We start from the raw sequence: 17,909 nt of genomic DNA, 5'->3' as shown, positions 1-17,909 counted from the left end.
TGGTACAAAAATATAATTTTTGGCTAAATACAGACTATTTTTAACAAAGTTTAATATTCAGATCTGTTTAAAATCATATAAAATATAGATATAATTTTGTTTTCTTACATTAATTTGAAAAATCCGGATAAAATTACAAACAATTTGATGGAATAATATAAAATATTTTAATTTTTAGACCTTATTATTAATGTAACCTTCTGTCGCGTTTTCAGACTCATATATTTTTCCCGGATTGCCCATCACAACAGAATTTTCAGGGATATCAAAATTTACATAGGCATTTGGCGCAATAAGGACATTGTTTCCGATGGAGATTCCTCCTACAATAACGGCATTGGTTCCGATCCATACTTCGTCTCCGATGACAGGGAATCCCTGATTTTTTCCGCGATTCTGCTGCCCAAGAGTAACTCCCTGTGCAATATTGCAGTTTTTTCCGATTTTTACTTTCGGATTGATGACCAGACTTCCCCAGTGTCCCAGATAGAATCCTTCTCCGATTTCTGTTTCGGGATAGATCTGAAAGCCGTACTTAATCTGATAATGCCTTAAAGCCAATTTCCAGAAAATATTCAGCAACGGTGTTTTTAGATATTGCTGAGACTTTCTTAAAACATAAATAAAATGAAGGTTCGGATTGATGCATTTTGCCCAGATCTGAAATGGAGAAAGCCATTTTCCGCTTTCTCTATAAAAATCTTTCTGAAGAATGGAATAGTTTTCTGTCATACCACAAATGTAATAATTCTAAAGGTTTAAATTTTTAATCAGTTACAATTCATCCAGAATAGAAACAATTTTGCTTACTGAATTCTCAAGATTAAAAGGCATTTCATAGTTTTTAAGTTTTTCTGAATATTGTTCGAAAAATTCGGGCTGGGTTAAGGCTTTTTTCATTCCATCATAAATTCCTTCTTCGGAATTTTCAATGAGAAGACCCAATTCTCCATTGTTTAGCATTTCGTTTGCTCCGGAAACTTCAGTAGAAATAATTTTCTTTTTCAGGGTAATCGCTTCAAAAAGAACAGTTGGAAAACCCTCATATCTCGAACTTAAAATATAAAAATCTGCTTTTTTAAAATAAGGATAAGGATTATCTGTAAAACCAAGCATCGTCGCTGTTTTATCAACGCCAAGCTCTGATTTTAGTTGTTTAATATTTTCGAAATCATAACCGTCACCAACAATTAAAACTTTGTGCTGAAAACCTTCTTCTAAAAGTTTTTGATGAACTTTCAATAGCCTGTCGAATCCTTTTTGTGGAAAAACAGTTCCGACTGAAATAAAAGTGGGAATATTTTCATCAAATTGATAATTCAAAACTGGCTGATTTGCTTTTGAAATAAATTCTTCTGTGTCTAAAGGATTATAAATCTTTACAATTTTCTGTTTCTCCGTTTCATTTTTAGCTAGATCATGAAAAAGCTGCTCAATTTTTTCAGAAATCACCATGATTTTGTCAAAACCGAAAAACTTACGGATTTCATCATTGGTATAACCTTTTACCTGTGAAAGATCGTTATGAATCCAGACTATTTTTTTTGAACTTTTTAAAGGAGATCCTAAAATTTCATCCCGCATCCCATGAATGGCAGCAAACTCTATGTCGTACTGCTTATTCTTTAATTTACCCTTATAAAGAAGATTCGGAAATTTTTTAAGAATCTTTTCATGGATTACACGCGCTGCTTTTCTGGGGATTTCATGAGGACGGTTGGTGGTAATCATTTCGCCTTGATGAAGATGCAGAATATTGATCCAACTCGGAACTTCCGCTAAATATTTTCCGGAATTAAGATTCAATAACAAATCGATCTCATATTTATCCTTCGGAAGATTTTTGAGGAATGTTACCAGAACTTTTTCCGCGCCACCGTGACGCAGCGAACCTATGCGAATGAGGAGTTTCTTTTTTTCAGCCATTTATTTTTTTACAGGTTTGTAAACATGTGGAATGTGTTCTTTGATGTATGCTTCCAATTTTGCTCTTTCAGGTTCCAATTCTCGGGGATACATTACGTTATTTTCAAGAGCTTTATCACCATATTCTTCAACAGTACAAATAAATTTTGCCGGAGTTCCTGCATACACGGAATTGTTCGGCATACTGGAATTTAGCACAGATCCCGCTCCCAAAATACAATTGTCGCCCATTTGCGAACCTGGAAGAAAGATACAGTTATTTCCTACAAAACAGTTCTTTCCTAGTTTTATCCTTCCGAAATTTCGGGCATCTTCATACTTTTCCATGCTTCGGATGACGTACATTGCACCATCATGATTGATGAATTTGCAGCCTGCCGTAATTTTTGTCCTGTCGCCGATTTCAATTAAAAAAGGTTCGGAGCCAAAATCCGGAGCTTCCACAAAAATCACATCTTTCCCAACTTTCAAACCTCGTGAAATGGAAATTTTAATGTAAATCTTCTGAATGATCTTTTGATAGGTGGTATGGATTTTCAGGATAAGACGGTAAAGGAAAATCATTGTTCTTTTTTTGCTAAATTAATAATGATATTTTCTACAGCATTAAAAATCTTCTGATTATCAAACTCTTCTTCAATGTTGATGAGATTTTTCTTGATTTCGGCAATTAATTCGGGTTCTGTAAGAAACTTTTTCATCGATTCATACATTTCATCCGTTTCATAATTGATGAGATAACCTGTTTTTCCATGCTCAATCATTTCGGGAATTCCTCCTACGTTGGTTGAAATAATTGGCTTTTGAAGGATCAGACTGTCGGCAATAATCAGAGGCCAGCTTTCAGATTCGGATGGAAGAATGAAAAAATCTGCATTTTTTACATGAGGATAAGGATTCATGGAAGAGCCTAATAATTTGAAGCTTTCCGTAACACCCAGATCTTCTGTCTGCTTCTTTAAATTATTCATTTCTTCACCGTCACCGATCACGATAATATGATGATCAAAACCATCTTTCAGTAATCTTGCATGCGCTTCCATGAGTTTATGAAAACCTTTCCGGCTGTGAAGCCTCGCAACGGAAACGAAAACAGGTTTGTCTGGCAATTCAGGTTTAAAAGCTAAAGCTTTCTGTTTTAATTCATCAATAGGAATCGCATTTAAAATAACCTGATTTTCGGGAATTTTAAGATCAGGATAGGTTTCAATTAAAATATCCTTCGTTTGCTGAGATCCGAAAATAAAATAATCAAACTGTGGAATCTGCTTTAAAATTTCAGGAACCAAAGGCTGAAGTTTCGGCAAAGTAATATCGGAATGAAACCAGCCTATTTTCTTTGATTTTTTATTAACAGAGTTTAGAACCGCAGAAAAAGCAGCGTAAGTAGGAGCAATTTCTACATCATATTTGTCATTAAGGGTTTTCTGAGCGATGGAAGGATTTCTCAAAGCATTCTGAAGCCTTAATTTTCTTTTTGCTAACTGTAGTTTTTGGATAAGCGGATTTTTTGAAAGATCTTCTCTGCCTTCAGTAAGATAAACTTTTCTTACATGAGCAGGAATTTCATTTCTAAGTTCTCCCTGATTCATATTTAAACAGATCGTCATGTCAAATGTATCTTTATTAAGATGATTCAACATACTTAAAACTACTTTTTCCACACCGCCCATTTCCATGGAACGGTGCCTGAAAAGCACTTTTATTTTATTATTTTTCGTCATTAACTAAAGATTTGTTGAGCAAATATGATTAGTTTCTTTTTTATCCTAAATGATAAAGAATTCTGATACTCCAAAAGACTGTAAATTTCCTGAGAACTGTTGTATTCTTCCGGAACCGGTTTGCCGTTGATGAGAGTTAAATTCCTGCGTTTCATGGTGTTGAAAATTACTTTTGCAAAATATTCGCGGGATTTTGGCTTATTGTCATTCTGTGAAATTCCACCGGAATGAAGCCTGTACAAGTAATTTGTTTCATTAATAAACTTTACTTTTCCCTTTTCATACATTTTCAGGTATAAATCCTGATCTTCAGCAATTTTCATTTCCGTGTTCATTTTTTCTGTCTGATTATAAACGTCTTTTTTAAAACATACGAAATGCACAATGTTTACAGGACAGTTAAAAAAGTACGGACTGTTATTAATCACCTGCTGAGCGATTTTTGGAACCTCCAGAATTTTCAGATTTTCATCACATTTTGCAAATTTGCTGTATGTAAGAACAACATCTCGTTGCTTTTGAAAAATTTTTATGCTTGAAGAAAGCGCATTGGATGTAATAGCGTCATCAGGATCTACAAAACCGCAAATATCACCTTCCGCCAGTTCAATCAGTTTGCTTTTTGTGATTCCGACACCGCTGTTTTCTTCATTTCTGTAAATTTTGAAACGTTCATCACTGCCTGTTATTTTTTTTATAACCTCCAAGGAATCGTCTGTAGAAGCATCATCCAGAATAATCGCCTCCCAGTTTTTATAATCTTGTGCTATAATAGAATCATAGCATTCTTTAAAGAATTTTCCATTGTTGTAATTGGCAATCAGAACAGAAAACTTCATCTTATTGTGTTAATAAATTTTTACAAAGATAATTATATCCTAAAGATAACAGAAAAATCTTTATTTTTGTGGCTTAAATTTAACACAGTGAGCGAAATATCCAGAGTTCTCAAAACATTTGTAGCCTATCTTAAAAGACCGGATCTTTACCCTGAATTAGGACGTAAAATTGTAAAAAATACTGTAAACCGGGGAAATGCCTTTAAAGGAAAAGAAAAAACAAATTCCTGGGCTGCATCCAGAGCGGTTTCGCAAAAACAGGCGGTTTCCCAGCTTTTCGGAATTGATATTGAGCCTTTCCAGACTGAATTTGCTGAAGTTTTAAAAGATTCTCAGAAAAGACAGGATGATTGCCCTATTAAAATGGGTGGAGCAGGAGCTTTGGAACTGATTTATTATTCTTGTGAATTTACCAACGCTAAAAATGCCGTAGAAACAGGCGTTGCGTATGGTTGGTCCTCTTTGGCTGCATTGCTTTCCTTAACTAAAAGAAACGGGACTTTGTACAGTTCAGATATGCCGTATCTTGCGCAGGACGGCGATCAGTATGTGGGATGTATTGTTCCTGAAAATCTGAAATCTCACTGGAAATTATATCGTTTTGCAGATAGAGAATCTCTTCCCAAAATTTTTGCAGACAGTGCGTCTTTTGACGTTATACATTATGATTCTGATAAGAGTTACAATGGAAGATTCTGGGCTTATAATGAACTTTACAGCCATTTGAGAAAAGGAGGAGTTTTCATTAGTGATGATATTGGAGACAATTCTGCCTATCAGGATTTCTGTGAAAAGAATAGTATTGAAACTACAGTCGTTGAATACGAAGGAAAATACATTGGTGTTTTTGTTAAATAAAAACTTTTAAGTGTATTTTTGATTCGTGAAAATTAGTCAGATTACATTTACAAGATTTCTTGCTGCAATCGCAATTGTGATTTTTCACTATGGTGAAGGTGCTTTTGTCTATAAAATAAAATATATATCGGAGATTTTTGCCAAGGCGAATATCGGCGTAAGTTATTTTTTTATTCTTTCGGGATTTATCATGATTGTTGCGTATCATTCCAAAGAAAAAATCAATTACTTTGATTTTTACCGCAACAGGGTCGCAAGAATTTATCCATTGTATGTAATCGGATTACTTCTGTATCTGTTTACGCGGTCTCAGGAAACTGCTTTTTCGCCGATAATTGCATATTTGACAGGAGTTCAGAGCTGGTTTCCCGGCAAAGTTTTAATTCTGAATTTTCCGGGATGGTCGATTTCGGTAGAATTTTTCTTTTACCTTATTTTTCCTTTTTTATACAATTATATTTACTCAAAAAAATACAAATTCATCTGGATTACCGGTATTGTAATCTGGATTGCCACTCAGGTTTTTTGTAACTATTTTATGTTTTCAGGATTGTATGAAGGGAGATTTTCAAAAAGTCACGATTTTATTTCTTACTTTCCGCTACTGCATATTAATGAATTTTTAATCGGAAACCTTGCAGGAATATTTTTTGTTGAAAATTGTAAACAAAAAAACTATGACTGGGCAATAATACTGGTTTTCAGTTTTATAGTATTATCCATGCTGTTTGTACCGCTTTATTATCATGATGGATTAATGGCTGTGTTTTTCGTACCGCTGATTGTTTTAATCTCTATGAATAATGGTTTTTTAACCAGAATGATGTCTTTAAAGCCGTTGGAATATTTAGGTGAAATAAGCTATACCATTTACATTGTTCATATTCCTGTTTTGTTTATTTTAAGGTCGTTTTTGTGGGATTACTTCAGAATATATGATAAAACAGTTATCTTTTCGATCTATATTCCTGTTTTAATAATTATTTCAGGATTTTTTTATCAATTTATAGAAAAACCCTGCAGAGATTATTTAAAGAAAATTTAGATAAATTACTTACTTTTGCTAAACATAAATGAATAAAACTATGACAGAAATGATGTTTTCCCATACTTTTTCCACTTACGATATATCTTATTCATATTTAACGATACTCAGTATATTATAAAGAAATGAAATTTTTAAACATTCTTGTATGAAAAAAGTTTATTTTATTATTTCTGCGTATAATGAAGAAGATAATATCGATATCTTAATTGACTCCTTGGAATCAGAACTTGCTAAAATAAGATTTGAGGATTATGAATTTGTATTTGTAAATGATGGTTCTAAAGACAATACTTTAGACGTTTTACTGAAACGCCAGAAAATTAATGAGAAAATCGTCATTATAAATCAGTCTACAAACTTTGGACATGAATTGGCAATGACGGCAGGTCTTAATTATACAGTTTCTGAAAATAAATCTAAAGATTTCAGTGTTTTATTTATGGATGCAGATATGCAGCACCCTCCAGAAATTGCCGTACAGATTATAAAGTTATGGTTAGGCGGAGAGAAACTTATACTTACTAAAAGGACTGATAATGAGGACGCCGGATTAAGATATAAAATCATGGGAAATCTTTATTACTGGATACTGAATTTTCTTTCTGACGTTAAAATTCCAAGAAATATGCCTGATTTCAGGCTTTTGGATAAAAAGTATGTTCTGTGGATGAATGGCTTAAATGAAACAGACAGAATGTTTCGTGGTATGCTTTCGTTAATTGGGCTGAGAAATGCACATATCATAGAATTTGATGCACCAAAAAGAAATGCCGGAACTTCCAAATATAATTTTCTGAAATTATATAAACTTGCTATAGACAGTGTTATTCAGTTTTCTATAAAACCACTTAGGATAGCTACATTTATAGGTTTTTTAGGATGTTTTTTCTCATTTTTGTTTCTGATATTTTCCATTTACAGAAGCCACATAAATCATGAGCCAAAAACAGGTTTCCTTACCTTACTTTCAGTTACGATTTTTTTTAGTTCTCTTACCATTCTTTTTTTAGGAATTATTGGTGAATATATAGGACGAATTCATATTGAGGTAAAAAACAGACCTTTATATTTCAATGAAATTATAAAAAATGAAGAGTAAATATATTCCCTATTTTGTTATAGCTTTTATCAACTTTTGTTTTGTTCTTTCGGCTATGTATTATCCGCCTTTACGGGATGAACTTTATTATCTGTATCCTACGAAGCTTAATGTTTTTCAGGAATACGGCAATGCTTATTTTGTCGGAAATCCCAGAATCGGGCAATTTTTTTGTAATCTGATTTCTAGGCATCTTCTTTTAAAAATTATTTTTGAATTGTTGACTTTCAATAGTTTAATAGTAGTTTTTTTTCTGTTGACTTTAAGAAGACTGCCGGTTTTGAGAAATGTGAATGATCTCTTAAAATTAATAATCATTGCAGGGCTCTTCATTTTTCTGATCAATTATTTCGGAGAAATGTTTTATTATACACCTTTTATTACAAATTATACTTTTACAACGATCATTTATTTGCTCTATATATTTATAGTTTCAGAATATTATCTTAACAACAATAACATTTTAGAAAATCATCATGTTAATATTTTCTTGATTATTTTTTCAGGAATCTTTATAGGAATGTGTAATGAACATGTACCGCCTGTTCTTATAGGTGCTTCATTTCTCGCATTGTTCTGGAATTTTTTTATAAAAAAGAAGAAAATAGATTATAAGATTGCTATTTCACATATTTCTCTTGTTGCCGGTTATTTGCTGTTATTTTTTGCACCTGCAAACAGAGTTAAATTTAAAGTTGTGGGTAAGCAATCCTACGGGTTTAATATATGGGATTACCTGAAGAATTTCAAAAGTATTCTGAATTTATACAGATATTACAATTTGGAATTGGTTCTTTTTTTGGTTTCATCTGTTATTTTGGTATTATTTCTCTACCGTAAAAAATCGATACAAAAGATCTTTTTCATAAGACTGCTTATATTCTTTTTGCTAGGACTGCTTTGCATACCCATAGTTGCTTATTCACCTTTATTAGGAACAAGACTGTTGTTTTTTACCAATGCAATGTTTCTTGTAGTTATATTCTCCATATACTTTAAAGGTGTTGAAGTGTATAAGGCACAAAAAATAAGCACTTTAGTTTACATATTCACCTCATGTTTCTCTGTTTCGTTTTTCATTATAAGTGTATTGTTATCTTATAATGGAAGAAAAAACTATTCTTACATTACGTCACAGATTGCAGAAGCCAGACGAACTTCCAAAAATGTAATACTTTCAGAATCTTTTAATTTTTACACAGATACTTTCGGGAATTTTAACAGAAGAATTTTTTTAGAAAACGGAGAAGAATATATTGATAGCAATATTAATAAAGATACAAGTGAAGAAATGAATTTTAAGACTTTCTATAATTTAAATAATCTTTCAGTAAAGAACAAGCATTAGCCGATGAAAAAAAAAATAATCATAAATGCTGATGATCTGGGATTTTCATTGGGGGTTAATGAAGCAATAAAAAATGCCCATTTGGATGGATATCTGTCTCATGCCAGTTTAATGTGCAATACAGATTTTTTTAATCATGCTTTAAAAGAAATCATTCCTGTCTGTCCGGATCTTAAAATAGGTCTTCATGTAAATCTTACTTGTGGAAAGGCTTTATACGAAGGAAATGTATTGGCGAAAGACGGAAAGCTGAATTCAAGTTTTGTAAAGCTTCTATTGATGCCAAAAAAAAAGAAAGTTCTGGATGCTTTGGAACATGAAATAGAAAGCCAGTTGCTGGAAGCGAAAAAAAATAATATTTTCTTAAATCATATTGATGGGCATGAACATATCCACATTATCCCATCCATCAATAAAATAGTAAAAAAACTTGCCAAAAAACATTCCATTAAGAGAATTCGGGAAATCAATGAAAATATTATAACGAGTTCTAAATTCAATTTGAGGACAGCAAGTCTGGCAAATATTATTAAGCTTATGCTTTTAAGATTTCTGAGCCTTTTTAATGATAATAAAAATGAGATTAAATTTTACAGTATTCTGAATACATGTGAAATTAATGAGGAAAACCTCTTTAATTATCTGGAAAAAGGGAATGATGATCATATTGAGATCATGCTTCATCCCGGTACTATAGAGATGGACAAGAATTATAACGGATTGGATAAAAGGTTTATAGACTTTCTGAGATCAGATTTCAGAACTCAGGAATATAATGTATGTTTTAATAATAAATTTGAAGATTATGAAGCAATGGTATAAGTTTGCTGAAGGAAAGCACTGGAAAAATATTGTTGCCAAAACCTATTCTCTGGATATTAAAACATTAAATATTCAGGGAAATGAAATTAATTTATACGGAAACGGATCTCTATTTTCTAATTCACCATATATTACAGACGGAGGAGTATTCAATTTTGAAAAGTCTTTGTCTAAAGATGATTTTAAAGATATTAACAAACCTATTCTTATTAAGACAAGAGATAAGATTAATATTTCCGAAAACTTTAATCATATTCTAATAAAAGATTATTTCACTTATCTTCTTGATCTGAGCGGTGGGGAAGATTTTGTATGGAATAAGAAAGTAAAATCCAAAACAAGAAATCAGGTAAGAAAAGGGGAAAAGCTTAATTATACTGTTAAAACAGGAAAAGCAGAATTACTGGATGATTTTTATAAAGTGATTTCCACGGCATGGAGAGATCTGGGCACTCCAACGCATAGTAAAGATTTTTACAGAAACATCGTTGAGGGTTTTACAGAAGACTCTCTATATAAAGCTGAATTTATAATTATGTATCTGGATCATAAACCGGTTTCCGCAGCTTGTCTTATATATGATGATCATGCTATACATCATCCTTATGCAGCCACTTTGAAAGAATATAATAAATATTCTTTGAATAACGCTTTGTATTGGAATATCATCAAATTTGCAATAGGTAAAAAAATTCCTTTCTTTGATTTGGGAAGAAGCAGAGAAGATCAGGGAACCGCAATTTATAAAATTTCATGGGGTGCAGAACCAGTTCAGCTTTACTATTATTATTTTAATAAAACTCATCATAAAAATGATGAAGACGGAAAACTGATACATTTTCTTATCAATATGTGGAAAAAGCTACCGCTTGCTCTTGCTAACTTTATGGGACCGAAACTTATTTATAAAGTACTGAAGTAATGATTATAAAGCTGGACGAAAGCCATATACCGCAGATTGCCAAGATACAAAAGACAAGCCTTCCAAGCCTTTTGTCTGAGTATTCTTTACCTTTTATAGAAACTTTCTATAAATTTCAGATCAGACAGAAAGACTACATTTTATTGGGTGAATGGGAAGACTCTGAACTTTTAGGATTCGTGTTCGGGACTTATGACGTAGAAAAACTTTATAATGAATTTATAAATAGTAAAAAGATTTATTTTATATGGAACACCTTATTAACATTGGCTTTCCATCCCAAATATCTAATGCTGATCTTAGCTAAGTTTTTTACAAAACAGTATTCATCTGCCTGTAAGATACAGTTGGTATATATAGCGACCGACAGGAATATGAAGAATAAAGGTATCGGAAAAAAACTACTTCAGGCTTTCGAAAAAGAATTGAAAGATACAGATTACTATGAACTAGAGGTAGAGAGTAATAATAATGCAAACCATTTTTACAGGAAGAATGGTTTCTCTGTTGTTTATACTTATAATAATTTTTTTGAAAAAAAATATTTAATGGGAAAGAAATTCTCAACGGAATAGATATTTTCTGAAATTAATATTGTAAAGCCCGGAGCGGATACTTTTGTAATCTGTAAAAAGATATTTTACAATCATTCCCCATTTTTCCAGTGGAGAAGCCAGAGCAATTTGATAGCTCCTGTGCATTCTTTTGATATGAAGTTTTACATCTTCAGAAATGGAAGGTTCATTTTGTGCCCAGTCACTTATTTCTTTCCAAAGTAAAACTCTTGATGTTGCAGGATTTACTTTTTTAGAATCTACAGCAGTAATTCTGTTGCTTTCATGAACTCCTCTCATCGCAACAGCCTTATCTAAAATTCCGGGATAAAGATCAAGATAATATGAAAGACGGAATAAAAATTCTGTGTCCTGATGAAGTCGTAAATGTGTTTTAAAAAAAGGTTTCAGCTTTTTGATCATGGAATCTCTTCTAATTGTTAAACAGTCGATACTGAAAAGTCCAAAACTTCCTCTCATATGAAGTTGTCCTGGAAAGACATCTTTTGGATCGTGCCTTTTGTAAACTGTTGTTAAATTATCTTTAAAAAGACTATAATACTGTTCTTTTGCTTTTTCAGAGTAATAATGAACACCCAAAGCACCATAAACACCTTCTACTTTTGGATCTTTGAATAATTCTTTTTCGGCATCAAAGCGGTTGGGAAGATAATAATCATCGGCATCCAAAAATGCTATGAAATCGCCTGTTGCCTTTTCCAAAGCTAGGTTTCTTGATGGTCCTGCTCCGTGATTTCCTTTATCAGGATGCTGAAAGAGCTTCACTCTTTCATATTTTTCAGCCAGTTGCAGACAAATCTGGAGGGCATTATCAGGAGATTTATCTTCCACTAAAATAACTTCATGAACTTCATCAAACATAAGTGCGGATTCCACAGCCTGAGTTATATATTTTTCAGCGTTATAAACGGGAGTGATGACGGAGATTTTCATAAGTTTTAAAATTAAATTAACCTGAAATGGATTTTTACCAAAATTGCTGATTAGAAACAGAAAGATGAAGTAATATTAGAGAAAGTTACAACATACCTTAAAGCCTTAAGCCGAATTAAATTATCATTTTTCTTCATAGAAGTTACATTAATTTAAATACGTAAAACGATATTGTGTCTTTAGTATTTGGGGATTTTTAATCCCTTCAATTAAAATGGTAATGTATTTTGACATTCCTTTTAACTGAGATAAATCAAAAGACTTATAGCTAAGATAAATTCTTGTTTTGTATTCTAAAGGTAGCTTTTCTTCGATTGCCCAATTGTAAAGAGATTTCCAGTACAAAAGCTGTCTTTGGTTGTATTGTGGAGAATAGCGAATAATTTTTGTAATTCTATTATCATCATGAACGCCTCTTACGGCGATTGCTTCGTCTATAATCCCGGATTTAAGATGACAGTGGTAAGCCAATTTAATGATAAAGTCAGAGTCTTGATGAACTCTTAGATCTTTATTAAATCTAAGCTTGCTTTTTTCCAGCGCAGATTTTCTTATCGTTAAGGAATTCAGATGAAAAAAGGAACCAAATGTTTTATCTGTTAAGTTTAATAATCCTCTAAAAACTTCTTTCCCGTCTGCAGGATAATTTACTGTGGTGAGTGGCGAATCTTTAAATTTAGCCTGATACTCTTCTTTTCCCTTTTCAGTAAGATATTCAACGCCAATTGCACCGAATATTCCATGGATTTCAGAATTTTTAAACAGCTCTTTTTCTGCATCAAACCTATTGGGAAGATAATAATCATCAGCGTCTAAAAATGCGATAAAATTTTGTGAGGCTTTCTCAATGCCCAGATTTCTTGTCGCTCCTGCGCCATGATTTCCTTTGTCCGGGTGTTGAAATAATTTAATTTTTGAATTTTCTGATGCCAGTTCCTTACAAATTTCCAAAGAATTATCTGTAGAACAATCTTCAGCCAGAATAATTTCTTTTACTTCTTCAAACCTCAAAGCAGACTCTACCGATTTCCTCAAAAATCGGGAAGCATTATAAACAGGAATTATAACAGAAATACCCAACATTATATAAACGATTTATTGTTATGTGCCCAGAGAGCAAGCTGTAAAAGACACCAGTGTTTATAATCTTTTGTCAGCAAATTCTGAGTAGCCTTAAAATCAATGTAATTAAAGATTTTTTGTTCTTTATCTCTCAATAATTCATCTGAAAAATTAATTAGCTGCTGTTCTTCAAACCAATTTGAAACACTCATTCCAAAGCCCTGTTTATGACGTTTTCTGATGGTTTCTGTCCAGTAAGAGCCCATCGCTTCGCGAAGGATGATCTTATCGTTATTGTTATTAAGTTTAAGCTGTTCCGGAAGCTGAATACAGAATTCTGCAAAATCCAGATCAAGAAACGGAGTTCTTACTTCTAAGGAATTTGCCATTGCCATTCTGTCGGATTTTACCATCATATTCGAAGGCACAAAATCCTCGATATCAAATCGCATGATATCATTTAATGAATCCGGATCTGGGATAAAACTGTAAGGCTGTTCATAATCTGAATGCAGTCCTAAAGCCTGTCTTTCTTGCTTTGAGAAAGCTCTTCTTACAAAGTTTTGATGAAAATCGAGAATATTTTTGTTTTCAATATTTTGTTGACTGATAAAAGAAATTGGCTTTAATTTCTGATACAGTTTTAATCCAAACTGGGCAATAATATTTTTGTAACTGAAATGATTTCTCAGCTTATTTTCAATGGTGTAGAAGTTGTAGCCGCCGAATAATTCATCTCCAACATCACCGGAGAGCACAACCGTAAGATTTTTCCTTGCATTTCTGCAGATTTCAAAATGCGGAATTGAAGAATAATCTGCAAAAGGTTCATCGAAAAACGGTGAAGTTTTTAAAAGAGCAGTTACCAGATCTTCTTTTTTTTCGTGAACTTCAATGTGATTGGTATTGTATTTATCGGCTATTTCTTTGGCATATTTAAGTTCGCTTGATTCGTGATCGTACCCGAAACTAATCGTTGTCTGTTTAGGTAAAAATTCAGCAACAAGCCCTACAATGGAAGAAGAATCTAAACCTCCACTGAGAAAACTTCCCACTTCAACATCGGCTACAAGCTGTTTTTTTACAGCATTCTTTAACAGATAAGTAAATTCTTCTTTAGCATCTGATAAGCTTAAGGCTCTGTCTTTCTTAGGAAGACTGTAATATCTTGAAACCGAAATACTGCCATCTTTCCAGATGAGCTGATGGGCAGGAGGAAGAGCATGAATATTTTCATAAATACTTTGATATGTACTTACATAGCCATGCTGAAGATAATGGGAAAGAGCCAGATTGCTCACTTTGGGACGGATAAGCCCGGAAGCGAGTATTGCTTTGATTTCTGAGGCAAAAATAAATTCATTATTGTTCCCGATAGCATAATAGAATGGTTTTTCTCCAAATCGGTCTCTTGAGCAGAACAGTTGCTGTTTTTCGTTGTCCCAGATGGCAAAAGCAAACATTCCCGGAAGATCATGGATGAGGTGTTCTTTTTTTCTCTGATACATGGCAAGCATTACCTCTGTATCTGAACTTCCGCGGTAAGGATATTCAGAGTAGTTGGATTTAATGTCGAGATAACCATATATTTCCCCGTTCAATACGATGCATTCGTTTTTTGTAGAGGAAAACATGGGCTGTTTTCCGTTTTCGGAAAGATCTATAATAGAAAGTCTGCGATGCCCTAAAGCTGCATTATCATAAAATTCAGCATGAGAAGAATCCGGACCGCGATGCGCAATGGCATCGGTCATTTTTTTCAGCTCCTCATGATAATTTCTGGCGTTGTTCGTGATGATTCCCGCTATTCCGCACATATTAATTTTATTTTGGAAAATTTTGTATAACGGTTGTTATTTTATTCATTTCATTATCCGATAAATCATAGAACAGTGGAATTCTCAATAGTGTGTTCTCAAAAGTATCTGAATTCGAGAGTACTCTTCCATCATGTTTGTTTTGGTAATATTCGCTTTTATGAAGTGAAAGGTAATGGAAAACAGATAAAATCTGATTTTGCTTTAAATGCTCAATCATTTTGCTTCTACTTTCTATATTTTCAAAAAGTAAATAAAACATGTGAGCATTATTGGTAGCATATACAGGGATTTCTGGTAGTCTTATAAAATCAGACTCTTTAAGATTGTCGAAGTAATAATTCCATATTTTCAATCTTTTCTCCTGAATGACTTCTAAATTTTCCAATTGAGCCCAAAGAAATGCTGAAATTATTTCACTTGGTAAAAAAGAGGAACCTGTATCTACCCAGCCATATTTATTGATTTCTCCTCTGAAAAACTGATTTCTGTTTGTTCCCTTTTCCCAGATTATTTCTGCACGATTAATGTATTGTGTATCATTAATCGTTAACATTCCTCCTTCACCTGAAATTATATTCTTGGTTTCGTGAAAAGAAAATGCTCCGAAATGTCCTATGCTGCCTAACGCTTTTTTGGTGCCATCAGAAAACGTATAATAACTATCAATAGCTTGTGCTGCATCTTCAATTACAATTAATTGGTGACGATTTGCAATATCCATAATCTTTTCCATATCACAAGCTACTCCTGCGTAATGCACTACAACAATAGCTTTTGTTTTTGAAGTTACCAAACTCTCAATTTGATCAGCATCAATATTTGGATTGTTTTTATATGAATCTGCGAATATTATTTTTGCCCCTTGTCTCACAAATGCCAAGGCGGTAGAGACGAAAGTGTAGCTAGGAATAATAACTTCATCATCCGCTTCAACATTGGCAAGAATAGCTGCCATTTCTAGTGCGTCGGTACAAGAAGTTGTAAGAAGTACTTTACCGAATTTATATGTATCTTCAAAAAATTGATGACACTTTTGCGTGAAAATTCCGTTGCCGGAAATTTTTCCTGATTTTACAGCTTCTTCAATATATTGGGTTTCTCTTCCAGTAAGGTGAGGTTTGTTAAAAGGGATCATGTTATTCAAATATTGATTTGTTTTTAACTTTGTGTTTTGCGAATGAGTTTATAACAATTACAAATTAACGTTAAATATATAATGTTTTTTGTATTATACTCAATAATATTGCAAAGACGATAAATTTACTACTCATCGGATGTTACTTTATATATATAAACATATTGCCAGTATTTTGAATGTATTACTTTATACGGAGTGAGGTATACATTTGTTAAGGGTATTGTAGAAAAAATGTAATTGATATGTAATTCAGTAATGGCATCTTTATCAATAAGAAGTTCCTTAGGCTCTTTGGAATATTTCTGTAATACCTGTTGACCAATAACAAAATTGTCGGTAAAAACAAAATTTTGTCCCATATAAGAATCATATTTTATTCGTAATTCTGGATTTTTATTCAATATGGGTGTAATGAGCTTCCGGAATTTGTTTTTATAGGATTTTTCGTAATAAGGAAAATACCCATCTGCGGTATAAAATCCATGATACTGAGCTGCTGCAGGATCAAAGCCGTAACTTATGACTCGGTATTTTGATTTGTCTTCCGGCAGTAATTTAGAGATTTCTTTAAATTCTTCAATCATGTAGTAATCTTTAAATGAAAAGTAGTACTCTCTGAAAGAATGTCTGATATTTTGATAGGGAATATTAATCCTTAGTACTGTATAAAAATTAACAAAAAGAAAAAGTACAGCTGTAATAGTAATTGCTTTTTTGTCCATGCTACTGAGATCCTCTAAAATAAAAATCAATATTATGTACCAAAGTAGACCATTAAAAAAATAGAATCTGTAAAGCGTAAGACCAAACATGAAATCAAGCTTTAAAGCTTTTATAAGACCTGGGAACAGGTTAATATTAAAGTATGAAAAAAAGCAGTTGAATATAATTAAACAAAAAATAGCAATCGTTTTCTTTATATTCTTTAAAGGGATAAAAAATGAAGAGATACAATAGATAAAGAAAGAGGCAACAATAAACTGGTGTCTTGCCGGAGCGTGATCGCTATTTTCTGTCCAGAATCTTGTGAAAACTGTTTCTAAGCCTGTTTTCCAAATGAGTTCACCGGCTATACCAATATTTCTATTGGAAACAAAAGTGGGGTTTACAGTTTCCATAATAAAACGATAGTTGGTTATTAGGTAGCCCATTACCAATAAACATAAAAAAGCAAATGCTGATTTGTTTATTTTCTTATTTGTTACGCTGTAGTATATTGTGAAAATACCTAAAAGGAAAATGAGAAACATTCCATAAACAATAAAACTTGAATATAAAATGTAAAAAGCGGCAAATAAATAATAGAAAAAATGAATACGCTGATATCTTAATAGTTTTAGCAATATCATTATAATTATTGGAGTAGCTGCGGTGCTGATACCCCCAAATTGCCAAAAATTTAGTAAAGCAAAAGTTAAGGAAACAATTACTAAAAGAAAGGTGTTAATTTTAGGACATAAATATTTTCCTAAACTTAAAAGCGAAACGTATCCGGTAAGCGAAATTAGTAAACTGTTAACAACGAGAGCATAAAAAGGAGTGAGTATTTTATACAACAGATAAATAAAATCGAGCTCATTTCCGTAGCTGACTCTAAACTGGTTTTCGATATTTGGAAGTGGAGTGCTATTTGCTGAAAAAGACAATCCACTTTCCGAAAGAATCTTCATCCAGACCGAATTAGAATCTAAATAATCTGCAGGATATCCTAGATAGGAATTCTCGCCGAAAATAAAAAAAGGAAAATATAGGACGATAATGAATATCATCCCACTTCCAATAATCATTTTGCTTT

At 32.6% G+C, this 17,909-nt stretch carries 17 protein-coding genes; 7 read left to right on the top strand and 10 right to left on the bottom strand.

Annotated features, from left to right (window positions below):
* Window positions 1–174 precede the first annotated feature (174 nt).
* The 5 genes from AC52CF_RS19520 to AC52CF_RS19500 are packed head-to-tail and all read right to left on the bottom strand — an operon-like array spanning window position 175 to window position 4,489.
* Window positions 175–732 carry a serine acetyltransferase gene (locus AC52CF_RS19520; protein WP_214588256.1) on the bottom strand — a complete coding sequence of 186 codons (558 nt, stop codon included), beginning with the start codon at window positions 730–732 and terminating at the stop codon, window positions 175–177.
* A 42-nt stretch (window positions 733–774) separates the two neighbouring features.
* On the bottom strand, window positions 775–1,926 hold the full coding sequence (locus AC52CF_RS19515; RefSeq protein WP_214588257.1) for a glycosyltransferase: 1,152 nt from the start codon (window positions 1,924–1,926) through the stop codon (window positions 775–777).
* Complete coding sequence (locus AC52CF_RS19510; protein ID WP_214588258.1) at window positions 1,927–2,490, bottom strand: acyltransferase; 564 nt, start codon at window positions 2,488–2,490, stop codon at window positions 1,927–1,929.
* On the bottom strand, window positions 2,487–3,650 hold the full coding sequence (locus AC52CF_RS19505; protein ID WP_496517581.1) for a glycosyltransferase: 1,164 nt from the start codon (window positions 3,648–3,650) through the stop codon (window positions 2,487–2,489). The genes AC52CF_RS19510 and AC52CF_RS19505 overlap by 4 nt, the downstream gene beginning before the upstream one ends.
* On the bottom strand, window positions 3,650–4,489 hold the full coding sequence (locus AC52CF_RS19500) for a glycosyltransferase family 2 protein (protein WP_496517580.1): 840 nt from the start codon (window positions 4,487–4,489) through the stop codon (window positions 3,650–3,652). The genes AC52CF_RS19505 and AC52CF_RS19500 overlap by 1 nt, the downstream gene beginning before the upstream one ends.
* A gap of 87 nt (window positions 4,490–4,576) precedes the next feature.
* On the opposite strand from AC52CF_RS19500, the gene AC52CF_RS19495 reads away from it, so the two are divergent.
* The 7 genes from AC52CF_RS19495 (at window position 4,577) to AC52CF_RS19465 (ending at window position 11,161) form a co-directional block, all read left to right on the top strand.
* Window positions 4,577–5,347 (top strand): class I SAM-dependent methyltransferase, encoded by a 771-nt coding sequence (locus AC52CF_RS19495; protein WP_214588261.1) that lies wholly within the window; start codon window positions 4,577–4,579, stop codon window positions 5,345–5,347.
* 25 nt (window positions 5,348–5,372) lie between these two features.
* Entirely contained in the window at window positions 5,373–6,392 is a 1,020-nt protein-coding gene (locus AC52CF_RS19490; protein ID WP_375181110.1) for an acyltransferase family protein, read from the top strand.
* 148 nt (window positions 6,393–6,540) lie between these two features.
* Window positions 6,541–7,494 (top strand): glycosyltransferase family 2 protein, encoded by a 954-nt coding sequence (locus AC52CF_RS19485; RefSeq protein ID WP_214588263.1) that lies wholly within the window; start codon window positions 6,541–6,543, stop codon window positions 7,492–7,494.
* Complete coding sequence (locus AC52CF_RS19480; protein ID WP_214588264.1) at window positions 7,484–8,842, top strand: DUF6056 family protein; 1,359 nt, start codon at window positions 7,484–7,486, stop codon at window positions 8,840–8,842. The genes AC52CF_RS19485 and AC52CF_RS19480 overlap by 11 nt, the downstream gene beginning before the upstream one ends.
* 3 nt (window positions 8,843–8,845) lie before the next feature.
* Window positions 8,846–9,664 (top strand): carbohydrate deacetylase, encoded by an 819-nt coding sequence (locus tag AC52CF_RS19475; protein ID WP_290264596.1) that lies wholly within the window; start codon window positions 8,846–8,848, stop codon window positions 9,662–9,664.
* On the top strand, window positions 9,648–10,586 hold the full coding sequence (locus AC52CF_RS19470; protein WP_290264599.1) for a GNAT family N-acetyltransferase: 939 nt from the start codon (window positions 9,648–9,650) through the stop codon (window positions 10,584–10,586). The genes AC52CF_RS19475 and AC52CF_RS19470 overlap by 17 nt, the downstream gene beginning before the upstream one ends.
* A complete protein-coding gene (locus AC52CF_RS19465; RefSeq protein WP_214588267.1) occupies window positions 10,586–11,161 on the top strand; it encodes a GNAT family N-acetyltransferase in 576 nt (191 codons plus the stop codon). Before AC52CF_RS19470 ends, AC52CF_RS19465 begins: the two co-directional genes overlap by 1 nt.
* On the opposite strand, the gene AC52CF_RS19460 is transcribed toward AC52CF_RS19465, so the two are convergent.
* The 5 genes from AC52CF_RS19460 to AC52CF_RS19440 all read right to left on the bottom strand — a co-directional run bounded on the left by AC52CF_RS19460 (window position 11,150) and on the right by AC52CF_RS19440 (window position 17,883).
* Complete coding sequence (locus tag AC52CF_RS19460; protein ID WP_214588268.1) at window positions 11,150–12,094, bottom strand: glycosyltransferase family 2 protein; 945 nt, start codon at window positions 12,092–12,094, stop codon at window positions 11,150–11,152. The genes AC52CF_RS19465 and AC52CF_RS19460 overlap by 12 nt on opposite strands.
* A gap of 147 nt (window positions 12,095–12,241) precedes the next feature.
* Complete coding sequence (locus AC52CF_RS19455; protein ID WP_214588269.1) at window positions 12,242–13,177, bottom strand: glycosyltransferase family 2 protein; 936 nt, start codon at window positions 13,175–13,177, stop codon at window positions 12,242–12,244.
* The gene (gene asnB, locus AC52CF_RS19450; protein WP_214588270.1) at window positions 13,177–14,973 is read right to left on the bottom strand and encodes an asparagine synthase (glutamine-hydrolyzing); all 1,797 of its coding nucleotides are present in this window, start codon (window positions 14,971–14,973) and stop codon (window positions 13,177–13,179) included. Before asnB ends, AC52CF_RS19455 begins: the two co-directional genes overlap by 1 nt.
* 7 nt (window positions 14,974–14,980) lie before the next feature.
* The gene (gene rffA, locus AC52CF_RS19445) at window positions 14,981–16,111 is read right to left on the bottom strand and encodes a dTDP-4-amino-4,6-dideoxygalactose transaminase (protein ID WP_214591170.1); all 1,131 of its coding nucleotides are present in this window, start codon (window positions 16,109–16,111) and stop codon (window positions 14,981–14,983) included.
* 128 nt (window positions 16,112–16,239) lie between these two features.
* Window positions 16,240–17,883, bottom strand: a complete 1,644-nt coding sequence (locus AC52CF_RS19440; protein WP_250902203.1) for a DUF6044 family protein — start codon at window positions 17,881–17,883, stop codon at window positions 16,240–16,242.
* Between the last annotated feature and the right edge of the window lie 26 nt (window positions 17,884–17,909).

This window comes from Chryseobacterium sp. 2P, assembly GCF_059579425.1.
This window is presented reverse-complemented; position numbering and strand designations above follow the sequence as displayed.